Origin of the sequence: Lentzea sp. JNUCC 0626 (assembly GCF_043632865.1) — a bacterium.
Classification (GTDB): domain Bacteria; phylum Actinomycetota; class Actinomycetes; order Mycobacteriales; family Pseudonocardiaceae; genus Lentzea.
On record NZ_CP171635.1, the window covers coordinates 6,734,120 to 6,749,988 of the forward strand.

15 protein-coding genes are annotated in these 15,869 nt (G+C 69.0%); 4 read left to right on the forward strand and 11 right to left on the reverse strand.

The annotated features are described in order from the left end of the window. Positions 1-37 precede the first annotated feature (37 nt). Positions 38-712, forward strand: coding sequence for a FadR/GntR family transcriptional regulator (locus JNUCC0626_RS30700; protein ID WP_285642861.1), 675 nt, complete (start codon positions 38-40; stop codon positions 710-712). On the opposite strand, the gene JNUCC0626_RS30705 is transcribed toward JNUCC0626_RS30700, so the two are convergent. Then, entirely contained in the window at positions 698-1,576 is an 879-nt protein-coding gene (locus JNUCC0626_RS30705; RefSeq protein WP_394614217.1) for a LysR family transcriptional regulator, read from the reverse strand. The two genes, JNUCC0626_RS30700 and JNUCC0626_RS30705, sit on opposite strands and share 15 nt — an antisense overlap. Before the next feature lie 71 nt (positions 1,577-1,647). Between JNUCC0626_RS30705 and dapA the strand changes: the two genes are divergently transcribed. After that, positions 1,648-2,505, forward strand: a complete 858-nt coding sequence (gene dapA / locus JNUCC0626_RS30710; protein ID WP_394614218.1) for a 4-hydroxy-tetrahydrodipicolinate synthase — start codon at positions 1,648-1,650, stop codon at positions 2,503-2,505. Here dapA and JNUCC0626_RS30715 read toward each other — a convergent pair. Genes JNUCC0626_RS30715 through JNUCC0626_RS30755 form a run of 9 tightly spaced genes read right to left on the reverse strand, consistent with a single transcriptional unit; the run spans position 2,502 to position 11,054 of the window. Further along, on the reverse strand, positions 2,502-3,332 hold the full coding sequence (locus JNUCC0626_RS30715; protein ID WP_394614219.1) for an amidohydrolase family protein: 831 nt from the start codon (positions 3,330-3,332) through the stop codon (positions 2,502-2,504). The two genes, dapA and JNUCC0626_RS30715, sit on opposite strands and share 4 nt — an antisense overlap. Further along, positions 3,329-4,285 carry an aldo/keto reductase gene (locus tag JNUCC0626_RS30720; RefSeq protein WP_394614220.1) on the reverse strand — a complete coding sequence of 319 codons (957 nt, stop codon included), beginning with the start codon at positions 4,283-4,285 and terminating at the stop codon, positions 3,329-3,331. The genes JNUCC0626_RS30715 and JNUCC0626_RS30720 overlap by 4 nt, the downstream gene beginning before the upstream one ends. Further along, entirely contained in the window at positions 4,282-4,593 is a 312-nt protein-coding gene (locus tag JNUCC0626_RS30725) for an L-rhamnose mutarotase (RefSeq protein ID WP_394614221.1), read from the reverse strand. Before JNUCC0626_RS30725 ends, JNUCC0626_RS30720 begins: the two co-directional genes overlap by 4 nt. Positions 4,594-4,597: 4 nt before the next feature. Beyond that, positions 4,598-5,617 (reverse strand): ABC transporter permease, encoded by a 1,020-nt coding sequence (locus tag JNUCC0626_RS30730; protein ID WP_394614222.1) that lies wholly within the window; start codon positions 5,615-5,617, stop codon positions 4,598-4,600. Beyond that, positions 5,614-7,089, reverse strand: a complete 1,476-nt coding sequence (locus JNUCC0626_RS30735) for a sugar ABC transporter ATP-binding protein (protein WP_394614223.1) — start codon at positions 7,087-7,089, stop codon at positions 5,614-5,616. The genes JNUCC0626_RS30730 and JNUCC0626_RS30735 overlap by 4 nt, the downstream gene beginning before the upstream one ends. After that, positions 7,089-8,126 carry a sugar ABC transporter substrate-binding protein gene (locus tag JNUCC0626_RS30740; protein WP_394614224.1) on the reverse strand — a complete coding sequence of 346 codons (1,038 nt, stop codon included), beginning with the start codon at positions 8,124-8,126 and terminating at the stop codon, positions 7,089-7,091. The genes JNUCC0626_RS30735 and JNUCC0626_RS30740 overlap by 1 nt, the downstream gene beginning before the upstream one ends. A gap of 14 nt (positions 8,127-8,140) precedes the next feature. Then, positions 8,141-8,893, reverse strand: coding sequence for an SDR family NAD(P)-dependent oxidoreductase (locus JNUCC0626_RS30745; protein WP_394614225.1), 753 nt, complete (start codon positions 8,891-8,893; stop codon positions 8,141-8,143). Continuing rightward, on the reverse strand, positions 8,890-10,197 hold the full coding sequence (locus tag JNUCC0626_RS30750; RefSeq protein WP_394614226.1) for an enolase C-terminal domain-like protein: 1,308 nt from the start codon (positions 10,195-10,197) through the stop codon (positions 8,890-8,892). The genes JNUCC0626_RS30745 and JNUCC0626_RS30750 overlap by 4 nt, the downstream gene beginning before the upstream one ends. Before the next feature lie 2 nt (positions 10,198-10,199). Further along, on the reverse strand, positions 10,200-11,054 hold the full coding sequence (locus JNUCC0626_RS30755) for a fumarylacetoacetate hydrolase family protein (RefSeq protein ID WP_394614227.1): 855 nt from the start codon (positions 11,052-11,054) through the stop codon (positions 10,200-10,202). A gap of 113 nt (positions 11,055-11,167) precedes the next feature. On the opposite strand from JNUCC0626_RS30755, the gene JNUCC0626_RS30760 reads away from it, so the two are divergent. Next, complete coding sequence (locus JNUCC0626_RS30760; RefSeq protein ID WP_394614228.1) at positions 11,168-13,984, forward strand: S8 family peptidase; 2,817 nt, start codon at positions 11,168-11,170, stop codon at positions 13,982-13,984. A 51-nt stretch (positions 13,985-14,035) separates the two neighbouring features. Further along, on the forward strand, positions 14,036-14,959 hold the full coding sequence (locus JNUCC0626_RS30765; RefSeq protein WP_394614229.1) for an N-acetylglucosamine kinase: 924 nt from the start codon (positions 14,036-14,038) through the stop codon (positions 14,957-14,959). Here JNUCC0626_RS30765 and JNUCC0626_RS30770 read toward each other — a convergent pair. Further along, positions 14,954-15,862, reverse strand: a complete 909-nt coding sequence (locus JNUCC0626_RS30770; protein ID WP_394614230.1) for a LysR family transcriptional regulator — start codon at positions 15,860-15,862, stop codon at positions 14,954-14,956. The two genes, JNUCC0626_RS30765 and JNUCC0626_RS30770, sit on opposite strands and share 6 nt — an antisense overlap. Positions 15,863-15,869 lie beyond the last annotated feature (7 nt).

Consider the following 15,869-nt stretch of genomic DNA (forward strand, 5'->3'; position numbering starts at 1 on the left):
CCCAGACATCCGAGGTCTACGACGAGTTGAGGGTGCCGTGGCAGTCACTGACGATGCGATCCTGCGCGTCAAGGAGATGATCGTTTCGGGCGAGCTGAAGCCCGGCGACCGTCTCCCGCGAGAGGCTGACCTGGCAGAACGCCTCGGCCTGTCCCGCAACTCGCTGCGCGAGGCGGTCAAGGCGCTGTCCCTCGTCCGCGTCCTGGACGTCCGCCAGGGCGACGGCACGTACGTCTCGTCGCTGAGGGCTGACGACCTGCTGGGCGCGCTTTCGTTCGTGCTGGACCTGCACCGAGGCGAAGATTCGGTCCTGGAAGTCCTCCAAGTTCGCCGAATCCTGGAGCCCGCGGCCGCCGCGATGGCTGCCCAAAGGGTCGATCCGGACGAGATCGTGAAGCTGCGGGCCCTCTGCGACGCGGCCGAGCACGCCAAATCTGTCGAGGAACTGGTCGAGCACGACCTCGACTTCCACCGCGCCATCGCCCAGTGCTCCGGCAACGCCTACCTGGCGCAGCTGCTCGACACGCTGGCCGGCCCGACGGTCCGGGTGCGGATCTGGCGCGGCATCACGCAGTCCAACGCCGTCGACCGCACGGTGGCCGAGCACCGGGCCATCGTCGACGCGCTGGCGGCGCACCAGCCGGAACTCGCGCGCAGCTGGTCCACGGTGCACGTGGCCGGCGTCGAACAGTGGCTCTCAGACCTGGCGTAGCTGCTCCAGCACCGCCCGCACGGCAGGCTGCCCGTCGGCACGGTTGCGCACCACCGCCGACACCGTCCGGAACACCTGCTGCTTCAACGGCCGCAACGCCACCCCGGGCCGTCGCGCCACCGACGGCACCAGCGCCACCCCGAGTCCGGCCTCGACCAGCCCGCAGATCACCCCGAAGTCGTCGCAGTAGGCCTGCGCCCGAGGCACGAACCCGGCGGCGCCGCACGCCCGCTGGGTCAGCTCGTGGCACGAGGCGTCCGTCCGAGGCATGATCCACGGCCGGTCGGCCAGCCCGGCCAGGTCCACGGAGTCCTGCTGCACCAACGGGTCCGACAACGGCAGCGCCACGTTCACCGGCTCCACGAACAGCTCGAACGACTCGCAGGACGTGGGCAACGAGCGCGGCATGATGTTGTACGAGTGGATCACCGCGATGTCGATGTCCCCACGCCGCAACGCGGGCAGCGAAGCCTCGGGTTCCATCTCGTGCACGAAGAGGTCCACATCGGACCCGTGCGCCGACCGCAGCACCTGGATCACCCGAGGCAACAACGCAGCCACCGAAACAAAAGCCCCCACCCGCACCACACCGGACACGGACGTCCGCAACGAAGCCAGATCGGCCTCGGCCGCAGCCAACTGGTCCAGCACCAGCTGCGTGTGAGCAGCCAGCACGTGCCCGGCACGCGTCAAAGCCAGCCGTCGGCCATCCCGTTCGACCAGCGCGACACCGGCCTCGCGTTCCAGCGCGGCCAACTGCTGGGAGACGGCCGGAGAGGTCACGTGGAGTGCCTCGGCAGCGGCCGTGACCGTGCCGTGCACCGACAGAGCGTGGAGCAACCGGAGACGCCGCACATCCAACACAAAGCTCAGCTTAACGTTCCGAGCAGAACTTCTAACTGGAACTTCGCGAAGACTAGAGCCACGCTGGAGTCATGTTCGGACGAGTGCTGGTAGCGATGGTCACCCCGTTCACCCCCGACGGTGACCTGGACCTCAAGGGTGCGCAGGAGCTGGCGGCGCACCTCGTCGACAAGGGCGGCGCGGACGGGCTGGTCGTCAACGGCACGACCGGCGAGGCGCCCACGACCACCGACGCCGAGAAGGCGCAGATCATCAGGGCCGTGAAGGAGGCCGTCGGCGACCGCACGCAGATCCTCGCGGGCGTCGGCACCAACTCCACGCGGCACACCATCGAGCTCGCCCACCAGGCGGAGCAGAGCGGCGCCGACGGCCTGCTCGTCGTCACGCCGTACTACAGCAAGCCCACGCAGGAAGGCGTCGAGAACCACTTCCGCAACGTCGCCAACGCGAGTGGCCTGCCCGCGTTGCTCTACGACATCCCCGGCCGCACCGGCACCGCGATCGACACCGAGACGCTGCTGCGGCTCGCGGAGCACCCGCGGATCGTCGGCGTGAAGGACTGCAAGGTCGACCTGCTCGCGACGGCCCGGGTCATCGCCGAGACCGGCCTCGACTACTACTCCGGCAACGACGAGCTGATCCTGCCGCTGTACTCGATCGGTGGCGTCGGCACGGTCAGCACCGTCGGTCACGTCGTCGGCAACGAGATCAAGGCGATGCTCGACGCCTACGACGAGGGCGACAACAAGGAAGCCCTGCGCCGCCACCAGGCGTTGCTGCCGGTCATCACCGCGATCATGACCCGCGAGCCGGGTGCCGTCGCCGTCAAGGCCGCGCTCAACATCCTCGGCCTGCCGTCCGGCCCGGTCCGCGAACCGCTGGTCGGCGCGACGCCGCAGCTCATCAACGAGCTGAAGGCGCTCTTCTAAAGCCCGTAGACCCGGCGAGCAGTGCCCGCGAAGATCGCGTCCTGCTCGCCGGACGACAGCTCGGACACCAACTCCTGAGCCGCACCAAGCCACTCCTCGTAAGAGGCGGCCAGCAGCACAACGGGCCAGTCCGAGCCGAACATCAGCCGCTCCGGCCCGAACGCGTCCAGCACGACCTCGAAGTACGGCCGCAGATCCGAGACGCTCCACGACTTCCAGTCGGCCTCGGTGACCAGCCCGGACAGCTTGCACGTCACGTTCTCGTGCGCCGCCAGCGACCGGATCAGCTCGGCCCACTCCCCCGGATCCGAACCGACAGCGGGCTTCGAGCAGTGGTCCACCACGAACTCGACCTGCGGCAGCGCCGCCACGGTCCGCCGCGCCGCAGGCATCTGATGAGGCAAGGTCAGCAGCTCGTAGATCAGCCCGGCAGAACCCACGGCCGCGAGCCCGTTCCAGACGTCCTTGCGGCACAACCACTCCGGATCGGCCTCGCCCTGCACCTGGTGCCGGATCCCGCGCAGCCAGGAGCCGTCCGGCGAGTCGACCAACGCAGCCAACGAGTCAGCCACACCGGCCGACGTCAGATCAACCCAGCCCACCACCGCGGACACCACGTCCGAAGACGCCGCCACCGCGAGGAACTCCGGCGTCTCCTCCGGCACGCACACCGTCTGCACCAGCACCGAAGCCGAAACATCAGGCGCCGCAGCAACGAAGTCAGGCTCCAGGAACGACCGCCGGATCACGCCCATCGGCGGATCGGTGATCCAGTCCTGGTCGCGCACCGACAGGTCCCACAGGTGGTGGTGAGCGTCGACGATCACGGCGTCGGCACCTCCACACCCAGCAGCCCCAACGACTTCAGCTCGTCCCACAACCCGGCAGGGATCACCGCTTCAAAATACGCAGCGTTGGAGGTCATCTGCGACGCGTTGCGCGCCCCGATCACCACCGACTCCACCGCCGGGTGGCCGAGAGCGAACTGGATCGCCACCTCGGGCAACGTCACCCCGTGTCGCGCGCACACCTCGGCGATCGCCCGGGCCCGCGCCACCAACGCGGCAGGCGCGTCCTCGTAGTTGTACTTCGAATCAGCGGCCACGACGGGCTTCGACAGCAGCCCGGAGTTGAACACCCCGCACGCCACCACAGCCACCCCGCGCTCGACGCAGGCAGGCAGGAACGAAGGCAGCGAAGGCTGTTCCAGCAACGTGTACCGCCCGGCCAGCATCACCACGTCGATGTCGGTCTCGCGGACGAACCGCTCCGGCATCTCCCACTGGTTCATGCCGACGCCGATCGCACCCACAACCCCCTGCGACCGCAACGACTCCAGCGCGGGATAGGCCTCGCCGAAGGCCGAGTCCCAGAAGTCGTCCGGATCGTGGATGTAGACGATCTCCACGTGATCGGTCCCGAGACGCTCCAAAGAGGACTCAAGAGACCGTTTCACCCCGTCCGCCGAGTAGTCCCGAACCCGACGGAACGTCCGCGGCACCGCGAAACCCTCGTCATCGAGACCAACCCCGTCAGACGGCTCCAGCACCCGCCCGACCTTCGTGGAGATCACGAACTCCTCGCGCGGCTTGTCCGCCAGCACCGCCCCGAGACGGCGTTCGGACAGCCCGAGCCCGTAGTGCGGCGCGGTGTCGAAGTACCGGACCCCAGAAGCCCAAGCCGCCTCCACCGCGCCGAAGGCGTCGGCGTCCGAGGTCTCCCGGTACAGGTTGCCGATCGGCGCGGCACCAAAGCCCAGACGAGAAACAGCAACCTTCACGGCAGCTCCCACACGAGTCGCACATCGGGATCAGCGCCAGAGTAGTCATCGGAGACCTCCAGCAACAAAGCCATCCGAGCCTGCCACGGAACGTTGGCCGGGTGCTCCGCCAAACACGCCCGCATCGCCCGGTAGTCCTCCACCTCGACCAGGTGGAACAACTCCCGCCCGGACCGCCAGATCCGCCACGAGCGCACCCCGGCCTCGCGCAACGCCCCGTCCAGCTCCACCGGGATCGTGGCGTGAATCCGGTCGTAGTCGGCTTCGCAGCCTTCCCGGAGCCGGGTGTGCAACGCGACGGTCTCCACAGCCCTACTCCTGCTTCTGCCCGGTGGCGAACCGCGTCACGATCAACGCGAGGATGATCACCGCACCGTACGAGGCCTTGATGTAGAAGCCGGACACGCCCTGCAACCGCAGGATCTGCTCCACCAGCCCCAGCATCAGCACACCCGACAACGCACCGAACAGCGTGCCCTTGCCGCCGTTCAACGAGATGCCGCCGATCACCGCAGCCGCGAAGACCTGGAAGATCATGCCCTCGCCCTGAGTGGCGGCAACGGATCCCAGCCGACCCGTCATCAGGATGCCCGCGATCACGGCGAGCACGGACCCGATGATCAGCACCATCCACACCACGCGGTCGACCCGGATACCGGCCGCGCGGGCCGCCTCCGAGTTGCCGCCGATCGCGTACAACGACCGACCGGCCCTCAGGTACTTCAGGACGAAAATGCCCACGGCGTAACAGACAACGCAGATCCACACCGCCGCCGGCAACCCGAGCCACGTCGTGGAACCCAGGTACAGGAACGACTCCGGCACGTCGATCAGCGACTTGCCCTCGGTGATCGCGAGCTGCAACCCGCGCAGCATCGTCAGCATGCCCAGGGTCACCATGAACCCGGACAGCCCGACCTTCAGGATCAGGAACCCGTTCAGGCCACCGATCGCGACACCGATCAGGATGCACAACGGCAACGCGAGCCAGGCCGCGAGTCCGATGTCGAGCCCACCGGCCGACGACGGGATGATCAACGCGACGGCCAGAGCAGGCGCCAGACCGACGGTCGACTCGAGCGACAGGTCCATCTTGCCGACGATCAGGATCATCGCCTGCCCGAGCACCAGCAACGACAGCTCGCTCTGCTGGGTCAGCACCGCGATGAGGTTGTTGGGCGTCAGGAAGATCGGCGAGAGGATCGCCCCGATGATCAGCAACAGGATGATCACCGGGACCAGTGCGAGGTCCTGGTAGCGCGCCAGCCGGAACTTCTGCTTCTCCGAAGGCGCAGCGGTCGCCGCGACCGGCGGTGTCATGGCCTTGGTCATTCCGAGCTCATTCCCTCAATCGCAGAGATCAGTTCCTGGTCACGCCAGCCGCGGCCGAACTCCTGCACGACCTGGCCGTGGAACAGCACCAGCACCCGGTCGCAGACCCGCAGGTCGTCGAGCTCGTCCGAGACGACGATCGCCGCCTTGCCCCGCCGCGCCTGCGCGTCGACGACCCCGAGCAGCGACTCCTTCGACTTCACGTCGACACCCGCGGTCGGGTTGATCAGCACCAGCACCGACGGGTCACCGGCCAGCGCGCGTGCCATCACGACCTTCTGCTGGTTGCCACCGGACAGGTCCGACACGGGCTGGTCCGGACCGGCGGCCTTCACGTCGTACGAGGCGATCGCGGTGCTGCCGGCGGCCCGTTGCGCCGACGGCCACACGAACCCACCGGCCGTGCTCATCGTCGCGTTCTCCGCGATCGACAGGTCCAGCACCAATCCCTGGTGGTGCCGATCCCGTGGCACACAGCCGATTCCCGCGCGAAGAGCAGCCGGAACGTCACCGCCGCGCACCACGGACCCGTCCACGGCAACAGAACCGGCCGAAGGCTTGCGCAGCCCGTAGATGGTCTCGGCGAACTCGTGCTTGCCGGACGACGCGCTGCCCGCGAGCCCGATGACCTCACCACGGGTCGCCGACAGCGAGATGTCCGAGAAGTGGTCGCCGCTCAGGGACGCCACCTCCAGCACCTTCTCCTCGGACGACGGCCGGTCGTCGCCGGACGGCACGTTCAGCCCGCCGACCTCGCCGGTCATCGCCTCGATCAGGTCGGGCTTCGACATCTCGGCCACCGGCGCGGTGACGATGTGCCGCGCGTCGCGGTAGACCGTCACCGTCTGGCAGACCTCGTAGACCTCCTGCAGGTGGTGCGAGATGAACAGGAACGTCACCCCGCGCTCCTGCAACGACCTCATCCGGTCGAACAGCCGCTCGATCGCCGGGCCGTCGAGCTGCGCCGTCGGTTCGTCCAGGATCACGAACCGCGAGCCGATCGACAACGCCCGCGCGATCTCCACCAACTGCCGCTGCTCGACGGTCAGCGAAGACACCAGAGCGTCCGGGTTCACCGCGACGTCGTAGGTCTCCAGCAACGCCGAGGCCTCGGCCCGCAGTTTCTTCCACCTGATCAGCCCGCCGCCGAGGTCCTGCCGGTTGATGAACAGGTTCTCGGCGACGGACAGGTCAGGTACGACCGTCGACTTCTGGTACACGCACGCGACGTGCCGGCGCCAGGCCGAACTGTCGCTGACGGGCGGCGCGGGTTCGCCGAAGAAGCTGACCTCGCCCGCGTCCGGCGCACGCATGCCGGTCAGGACGGAGACCAACGTCGACTTGCCCGCGCCGTTGCGGCCGACGAGCGCGTGTGACTCACCGGCGCGAATCTCGATGCTCACGTCGTCCAACGCGAGCGTGCGCCCGAACCGTTTCGTCACGCCACGCGCGACAGCCGCAAAATCGTTCATCAGATCTGGTTACCCCAGAACGCCTTGTCGTCGACGTTCTCCTTGGTGATCAGCGGCGCCGGGAGCTGGTCCTCCAGGCGGCCACCGCCGACGTCGACGATCGTGGAGTCGTGGTCCGTCGGGCCGGGCTGGAACGTCTTGCCCTCGACGGCGGCCTTCGCGTAGAAGAGCGCCCACTGCGCGTAGAGGTCGGCCGGCTGCGAGACGGTCGCGTCGATCTCGCCCTTGCGGATGGCTTCGAGCTCCGACGGGATGCCGTCGTTGGAGACGATCCACACGTGCTTGGGGTCGGTCGGCGGGACCAGCAGGTTCTTCTGGCGCAACACCTGCAGCGTCGGCGCGAGGAACACGCCACCGGCCTGCATGTAGATGCCGTTGATGTCCGGGTGCTGGTTCAGGCGCGTCTGCAACGCGGCGGACGCCTTGGCGCCCTCCCAGTCCGTCGGCTCCTCGAACACCGTGATGCCGGGGTAGTTCGACTTCATGCAGGCGGCGAACGCCTCGGAGCGGTCGCGGCCGTTGACCGACGACAGCGCGCCCTGGAACTCGACGACCTTGCCCTTGCCGCCCAGCTTGTCGCCGAGGAACTTGCAGGCCTTCTCGCCGTACGCCTTGTTGTCCGCGCGCACGACCATGTAGGTCTTGCCCTTGTCCGGACGGGTGTCGACGGTGACGACCGGGATGCCGGCCTTGTCGAGCCTGTCCAAAGTGGACGCGATGGCGCCGGTGTCCTGCGGGGCCATCACGATCGCCTTGGCGCCCTGCGACTGCAGCGACTGCGCGTTGGCGACCAGGTTCTCGACCTTGTTCTGCGAGTTCGTCGGGTTCAGCAGGTTGATCCCGAGTTCCTTGGCCTTGTCCGGGAAGTACTTGATGTAGGAGTTCCAGAAGTCGGAGTCGGCCCGCGGGTGGTCGGCGCCGATCGGGCCGACACCACTGGCTCCGGTGCCGGCGGATCCGCCGCCGCCACAGGCGGACAGTGTCAGTGCGCCGGCGAGCGCGAGGCACACCGCGGCGGTGAGGTTGCGACGCTTCATCGTTGTGTTGCCTTTCATGACTGCTTGGGACGCAAGCGCAAGCCATACATGCCACCGTCGACGGCGAGGATCGTGCCGGCGGTGGAACCCGAAAGCGGGCTCGCCAGATAGGCGATGGCTCCCGCGACCTCATCAGCGGAGACGAGCCTGCCGTGCGGCTGGCGCGCCTCCAACGCGGCCCGCTCGGCGGCTGGGTCCGGCGCCGAGTCGAGCAGACGGCCCACCCACGGGGTGTCCGCCGTGCCGGGGGCGACCGCGTTGACGCGAATGCCTTCGCGGACGTGGTCGGCGGCCATCGCGAGCGTCAGCGAGTACACCGCGCCCTTGCTGGCCGAGTAGAGCGCTCGCTGCGGGAGCCCGGCCCAGGCAGCGATGGAGCAGGTGTTGACGATCGCCGCGGCGGGCGACTTCCGCAGGTGCGGCAGGGCGGCACGCGAGACGCGGACCATGCCGAGGACGTTGACGTCCAGCACCTTCGACCACTGGGCGTCGTCGTTGGCCGCGACGTCGCCCTGCGCGCCGATGCCGGCGTTGTTGACCACGACGTCGAGCCGTCCGAACCGTGCGACGACCTCGTCGATCGCGGCCCGGACGCTCTCGTCGTCCGAGACGTCCGCGCGGATGCCGACCAGCGGGTCCTTGACGTCCGGGGTCAGGTCGAGCGCGACGGCCGTGGCACCGCGAGAAGCGAGCAACTCAGCGGTGGCGAGGCCGATGCCGGACGCTCCGCCCGTGACGACGGCGACGAGTCCTTCGAAGTCGGTCATTCCGAACCCTCCAGCTCAGTCCACACAGGACCCTCTGGGTAGACGTAGTCGGCCAGCGTCTCGTCCTTGAGCTGGGCGGAGAAGCCCGGCTGCGACGGTGCGAGGTAGCGGCCGTTCTCGACGACGGCAGGGTCGAGGAAGTGCTCGTGCAGGTGGTCGACCCACTCGATCACGCGCTCGCCGACCTCGCCGGACACGGCGACATAGTCGAAGAACGACAGGTGCCGGACCAGCTCGCACAGGCCCACCCCGCCGGCGTGCGGGCACACCGGGATGTCGAACTTCTTGGCCAGCAACAGGATCGCGACGTTCTCGTTGACACCCGCGACCCGGCACGCGTCGAGCTGCAGGAAGTCGATCGCCCCGGCCTGCAGCAGCTGCTTGAAGATCACCCGGTTCTGCACGTGCTCGCCGGTGGCGACCCGGATCGGGGCCAGCGCGTCGGCGATCGCGCGGTGCGCCAGGACGTCGTCCGGCGAGGTCGGCTCCTCGATCCAGTACGGGTTGTACGGCGCGAGTTCCTTCATCCACCGCACGGCCGTGTCGACGTCCCAGCGCTGGTTCGCGTCCACCGCGACGCGCACCTCGTCACCGACGACCTCGCGGGCGAGCTTCATCCGGCGGACGTCGTCGTCGAGGCTGCCGCCGACCTTGAGCTTGATCATGTCGAAGCCGTCGGCCAACGCCTGCCGCGCGAGCCCGGCGAGCTTCTCGTCGGAGTAGCCGAGCCAGCCCGGTGACGTCGTGTAGGCCGGATATCCTTCGCGGGCAACGGTTTCGATGCGCTCGGTCTTGCCGTGCTCGACCTTGCGCAGGATCTGCAACGCCTCGTCGGGCGTCAGCGCGTCGCTCAAGTACCGGAAGTCGACCAGGCTGACGATCTCCTCGGGCGTCATCTGCGCGAGGAACTTCCAGACCGGCAGTCCGGCGCGGCGGGCGGCGAGGTCCCACGCGGCGTTGACGACGGCGCCGATCGCCATGTGCGCGACGCCCTTCTCGGGCCCGAGCCAGCGGATCTGCGAGTCGCCGATGAGCTCGAAGTACAGCTCCGCCAGCGCCTTCGCGTTCTCCGGCACGTCCTTGCCGACGACGTGCGACGCCAGCGCCTTGATCGCGGCGGCCTGCACGTCGTTGCCGCGGCCGATGGTGAACGCGAGCCCGTGCCCCTCCGGCCCCTCGTCGGTCCGCAGCACCACGTAGGCGGCGGAGTAGTCGGGGTCGGGGTTCATCGCGTCGGAGCCGTCCAGCTCGCGCGACGTCGGGAACCGGATGTCCAGGACGTCCAGTGCGGTGATCTTCGGCATCGTCAGGCCTGCCCGAGGGTCTGGCGTTGCTTGCCGAGGCCTTCGATCTCCAGCTCGACCACGTCTCCGGCGCGCAGGTACGGCTTCGGCTCCGGCTGGCCGAGCGCGACACCAGCGGGTGTACCGGTGTTGATGACGTCACCCGGACGAAGGACAAGGAACTGGCTGAGGTAGCGCACGATCTCCGCGACCGAGAAGATCATGTTCTTGGTGGAGGAGTTCTGCTTGATCTCGCCGTTCACCCAGAGGCGCATCTCGAGGCTCTGCGGGTCGGCGATCTCGTCGGCGGGCACGAGGAAGGGGCCGAGTGGGTTGAACGTCTCGCAGTTCTTGCCCTTGTCCCACGTTCCGCCGCGCTCGATCTGGAACTCGCGCTCGGAGACGTCGTGCGAGAGCACGTACGCGCCGACGCACGCCAGAGCCTCCTCTTCGGACTCCAGGTAACGAGCGGTGCTCCCGATGACGACGCCGAGCTCGACCTCCCAGTCGGTCTTCACGGACCGGCGGGGCACGAGCACCTGGTCGTACGGGCCGACGATGGTGTCGGGCGTCTTGAGGAACATCACCGGCTCACCGGGGATGTCCGCGCCGGTCTCCTCCGCGTGGTCGCGGTAGTTGAGGCCGATGCAGATGACCTTGCCCGGATGCGCGAGCGGCGGCCCGACCCGCAGGTCCTCGTGGTCGAGGACCTTCAGCTCGTTCGCTTCGAGTGCGGCGCGCACGCGGTTCACGCCGTCGTTCGCGAGGAACGCCCCGTCGATGTCCGGGGTGATCGGCAGGAGGTCGTACGTGATCCCGTCGTCGGCCCTGACTGCGGGACGTTCATCGCCGACCGGCCCCAGGCGCAAGAACTGCACGGCCGTTCCTCCTCTGCTCACACCCTACGAAATACATCGGATGTATAGCCCCGCGAGGCCGCCCTCGTCTAGGGCTCGGCATGAAGTCGTCCGATGAATAAGAGGAGTTGATCATGAATCTGGCCGCCGCATCGCTCCTGACAGGGGCACTGCTGGCACCCGCCGCACCGGTCGAGCCTGTAACCGTTTTCGTGGAGCTGACCTCGACCGCAGCGGTCGACGCGGGCACGGTTTCTCAGGCCCGTTCAGCGCGGGACAGGACATCGGACCACGTATCCCGGATCGTGTCCCGGTCCGGTGGCCGGGAAGTCGCCCGAACGACCAACGCCGTGCCCGGCGTGGTGCTCTCGACCGACAGGTCCCGGTTGTCCTCGTTGTCGCGCATGCCCGAGGTCCGCGCGGTGCACCGAATGGTCCCCAAGAAGCTCTCGAACGCGCACGCCGTTCGGCTCACCCGGACGTCCGACGTCTGGAAGTCGCTCGGCCGCTTCGGCGACGGCGTGCGGATCGGGGTGATCGACACCGGCATCGACTACCGGCACGCGGACTTCGGCGGCGGCACGTTCCCGACCGCCAAGGTGGTCGGCGGCTACGACTTCGCCGGTGACGCCTACACGGCGAAGCCGGGGTCGATCCCGGAGCCGGACGCCGACCCGCTCGACTGCGAGGGCCACGGCACGCACGTGGCCGGCACCGCGGCCGGGTACGGGGTGAACACCGACGGCACGACCTATCGGGGTTCGTACGCTTCCGTCGACCTCGACTCGATGAAGATCGGCCCTGGTACCGCCCCCAAGGCCTCGCTCTACGCGTTGAAGGTGTTCGGCTGCGAAGGCGGCACGAACCTCACCGCGCAGGCCCTGGACTGGGCGCTCGACCCCAACGGCGACGGCGACTTCTCCGACAGGCTCGACGTGGTGAACCTGTCGCTGGGCAGCGACTACGGCGCTCCGGACGACCCCGACGCGTTGTTCGTGCGCAAGCTCGTCGAGAACGGGGTCGTCGTGGTCGCGGCGGCCGGCAACGGCGGCGACTTCTACGACGTCTCGGGTTCGCCGGGCAACTCGGCCGAGGCGATCTCGGTGGCGAACAGCCGCGACTCGTTCTCGATGCTGGACGGGCTGGAGGTGGCCGGGAAGCAGTACGCCGGTCAGTACAGCCAGAACTACAAGGAGTCGTTCGACCTTTCGAAACCCGTCGTGAAGCTCTCGTCCAACGTGGACGGTTGCCAGCCGATCTCGGAGTCGTTGGCCGGGAAGATCGTCTGGCTGGAGTGGGACGACAGCGACGCGACCCGCGCCTGCGGTTCGGGTGGCCGCACCGACAACGCCTGGAAGGCCGGAGCGGCGGGCGTCCTGCTGCCGACGACCCTGCCGGTGTTCGCGGCCGGAATCGCCGGAAACGCCCACATCCCGGCGTTCCAGCTGACTGCGGAGGCGGCGAAGGCACTGCGCCCGGCCCTGGACGCCGGAACGCTCACGGTGCGCCTGACCTCGTCGTTGAAGGTCGCGGTGCCGTCCGTGTCGCCCTCGATCCAGGACACGATCACGCCGTCGTCCTCGCGGTCGCGCTCGTCGATCGCGGTGGCCGCGCCGGGGGACACGATCTTCTCCGCCGCGTCCGGCACCGCCTCGGACGGCGTGTCGATGGGCGGCACGTCGATGGCGTCGCCGCACGTCGCGGGCATCGCCGCGCTGCTCCGTCAAGTCCATCCCGAGTGGACGGTCGCGGAGGTCAAGGCCGCGCTGATGAACACGGCCTCCGGGGTCATCAAGGACTCCGAGGGCGTGCGCGAGGCACCGATGCGCGTCGGCGCGGGCCGGGTGGACGGGCTCGCCGCGTTGAAGTCCGACGTCCTGGTGCTCGGCGACGCGTCGTTCGGCACGGTCGAGGCCGCCGGACCGGTGTCGCTCAGCCGGACGTTGAGGCTGGTCAACAAGGGCACGCAGACCGTGTCGCTGAACGCCCGCTACGAGCCGATCACCACCGTGCCCGGGGTGTCGTTCCGCGTGGTGGTGCCTCAGGTGACTTTGCGGCCAGGTGCCTCGGCGTCGGTGCCCGTGCAGGTGCGGATCACCGACCCGGCCGCGTTGCGCAAGGCGGCCGACCCGACGGTGTCTCTGGAAGAGGGCCGTCAGTTCCTCGCCGAGGCGTCCGGCCTGGTGACGTTCACGGGTGATCGTTCCCTGCGCGTGCCGGTCTACGCGGCGCCGAAGCCGGTGTCGCGCCTGACCCTGGCCGGCGGCCGGGTCGCCGGGCGCGGCCTCGACCAGCCCGGCTACCAGTCGCGGATGACCGTGCTGAACCTCGGCGCGCGCTCGGACCGGCTGCCGTCGTGCGGTGAGGGCGTGCAGAACGACTGCGCCGTCAACCGCACGGCCCGCGGCGGCGACCTGCGGTACGTCGGCGCCACGGCGACGAAGGACCTGCTGGCGTTCGGCGTCGCGACCTGGGACACCTGGGCGAACATCGGCAGCGTCACCAAGCCGGAGGTGAAGTTCTCGGTGGGCGGCAAGGACTTCGTGACCACCGCCGAGAAGCAGACCAACCCCGACGGCGACGTGACGGCGGACATCTGGTTCGCCCGCACGGTCGTGGCCGGGACGGAGGACGTCGTCGACGAGCAGCCGCTCAACGGGTTCGACGGTTCGACCGACACGAACCTGTTCGACAGCGACGTGGTCGTGTTGCCCGTTTCGCGCGCTTCGCTGCCTGCCGGACCGGTCACCTACACCGTCGGCGTGCAGAGCCGTTACACCGCGCCCGCCGACACCGACGACCTGGTCGACGTGACCCCCGCGGCGACGTTCGACTACAGCTTGATCGTCCCCGAACTGTCCACTGTGGTCCGTCCGGGTGACCGAGTTCCTTCTGGATCGTTGGTGTTGTTCCACCACAACGCGAGCGGTAACCGCGCGTTCGTGCGGTGACACCCGGTTGGGCGTGCCTCCCGCCCGAGTCTCTCGGCATACTCAGGCTTTATGGATCTGGTCGTGGGACTCGACGCGGGCGGCACGTCAACCAGGGCCCTGGTGCTCGATCTGGACGGCGCCCGCCTGGGCCAGGGCCTCGCCGGTGGTGCCAACCCCAACTCGCACCCGCCGTCGGTCGCCGCCGCGCACATCGGTGAGGCGCTGACGGAGGCGTTGGACGGCCTCGACTCCCGCAAGGTCCGCTCGGGCGTGCTCGGCATGGCGGGCGCCTCGAAACTCGCGGACCAGGCGATCTTCGACCTGTTCCACGACGCCTGGACGCACGCGGGCCTGCACTGCCCGATGCGGGTGATCACCGACATCGAGGCGGCCTTCGCCACCGGCACGTCGTCCCCCGACGGCACCGCCCTCGTGGCGGGCACCGGGTCCATCGCGGGCCGCATCGCCGGACACCGGATGGTCGCCCAGTCCGGCGGCTACGGGTGGCTGATCGGCGACGACGGGTCGGCGTTCTGGCTGGGCCGCGAGGCCGTCCGGGCCACGTTGAAGCTCCTCGACCTGGGCGCTCCGCTGGAAGGCCTCGCCACCGCCGTGCTGACGGCGGCGGGGGCCAAGAACCGCGGGCAGCTCATCAACGCCGTCAACGACCGGCCGCCGATCGCGCTGGCGAAGTTCGCGCCGCTGGTCAGTTCGGCCTACCACCACGGGGATCCCGAGGCGCTGTCGATCGTGGCGAACGCGGCCCGGCTGCTCGCCGACACGGCCACGGCCGTCCGCGAACCCGCCGACACCTCACCGATCGTGCTGGTGGGCAGCCTGATCAAGACGCCGGTCGGCACGCATCTCAAGCAAGAGTTGCTCGCCCGGTGCAACGCTCAGGTGATCATGGCGACGGAGGGGGCGGCGGGGGCGGCGTGGCTCGCGGCGGTGGACGTCCTGGGGCCGGACGCGCCGCGGCCCAACCGTTCATGACGCCAGTCGGCGGCCCGAGTGCGGCATCCGTTCGTGGTACGCCCTGAGCAGTCCGGCGTGCACGTCGTCCACGTGTTCGGCGGCGTCGTCGTTCCACACCAACGTGATCCTGCGGTGCAACGGGTTGCCGATGATCGGCTTGAGCAGCACGCCCGGCACCTCGTCGCCGGTGAAGAACCCCGCCACCGCACCGGTCGAGCGCACCAGATCCGCTGCCACGGCGGGATCGACGCCGAAGTGCGCGCAGCGGGGCGTGAACCCGACGGCCTCGCACGCCAGGTCGAGGTTGAGCCGTCCGCCGTGGTGTTCGTCCGGCACCACCCACTCCTCGCCGGCGAGTTCGGACAGCAACACCTCGCTGCGCCCAGAGAGCCGATGCCCCACTGGAACGCCGATGAGCATGCGTTCGGTGACCACCCCGCGCAGGCCGACCGCCTCGGGATAGCGCAACGGGCTGCGCGGGAACTCCACCACCAGCGCCAGGTCCAGCTCCCCCGTGCGCACCAGTTCCAGCACGGTGTCGCCGCCGCGTTCGATGTGCGTGGTCTGCGGCAGGCCAGGCAACATCTCGCGGACGACCCCGACCAGCAACGCCGTCGGCGACCCCACCACGCCCCCGAGGCGGATGCCGGAGTCGGTGCGACGCGCGAGCTTGTGCGAGGTGACGATCAGGTCGTCGAAGCGCTCGACCAGGTCCTGGGCCCGCAGCACGACGTGGCGGCCCAGTTCGGTCAGCTCGACACCGTCCGTGCGGCGCACGAACAACGGCCCGCCGAGACCCGCCTCGATCCTGCGCACCTGGGCGGTCAGCCCTGCCTGCGCGATCTTCAGCTGGGAGGCGGCCCTGCTGATGCTTCCCGCCCGCGCCACGGCCAGCACCACGTGCAGATGTCTCAGCTCCATTCGCACT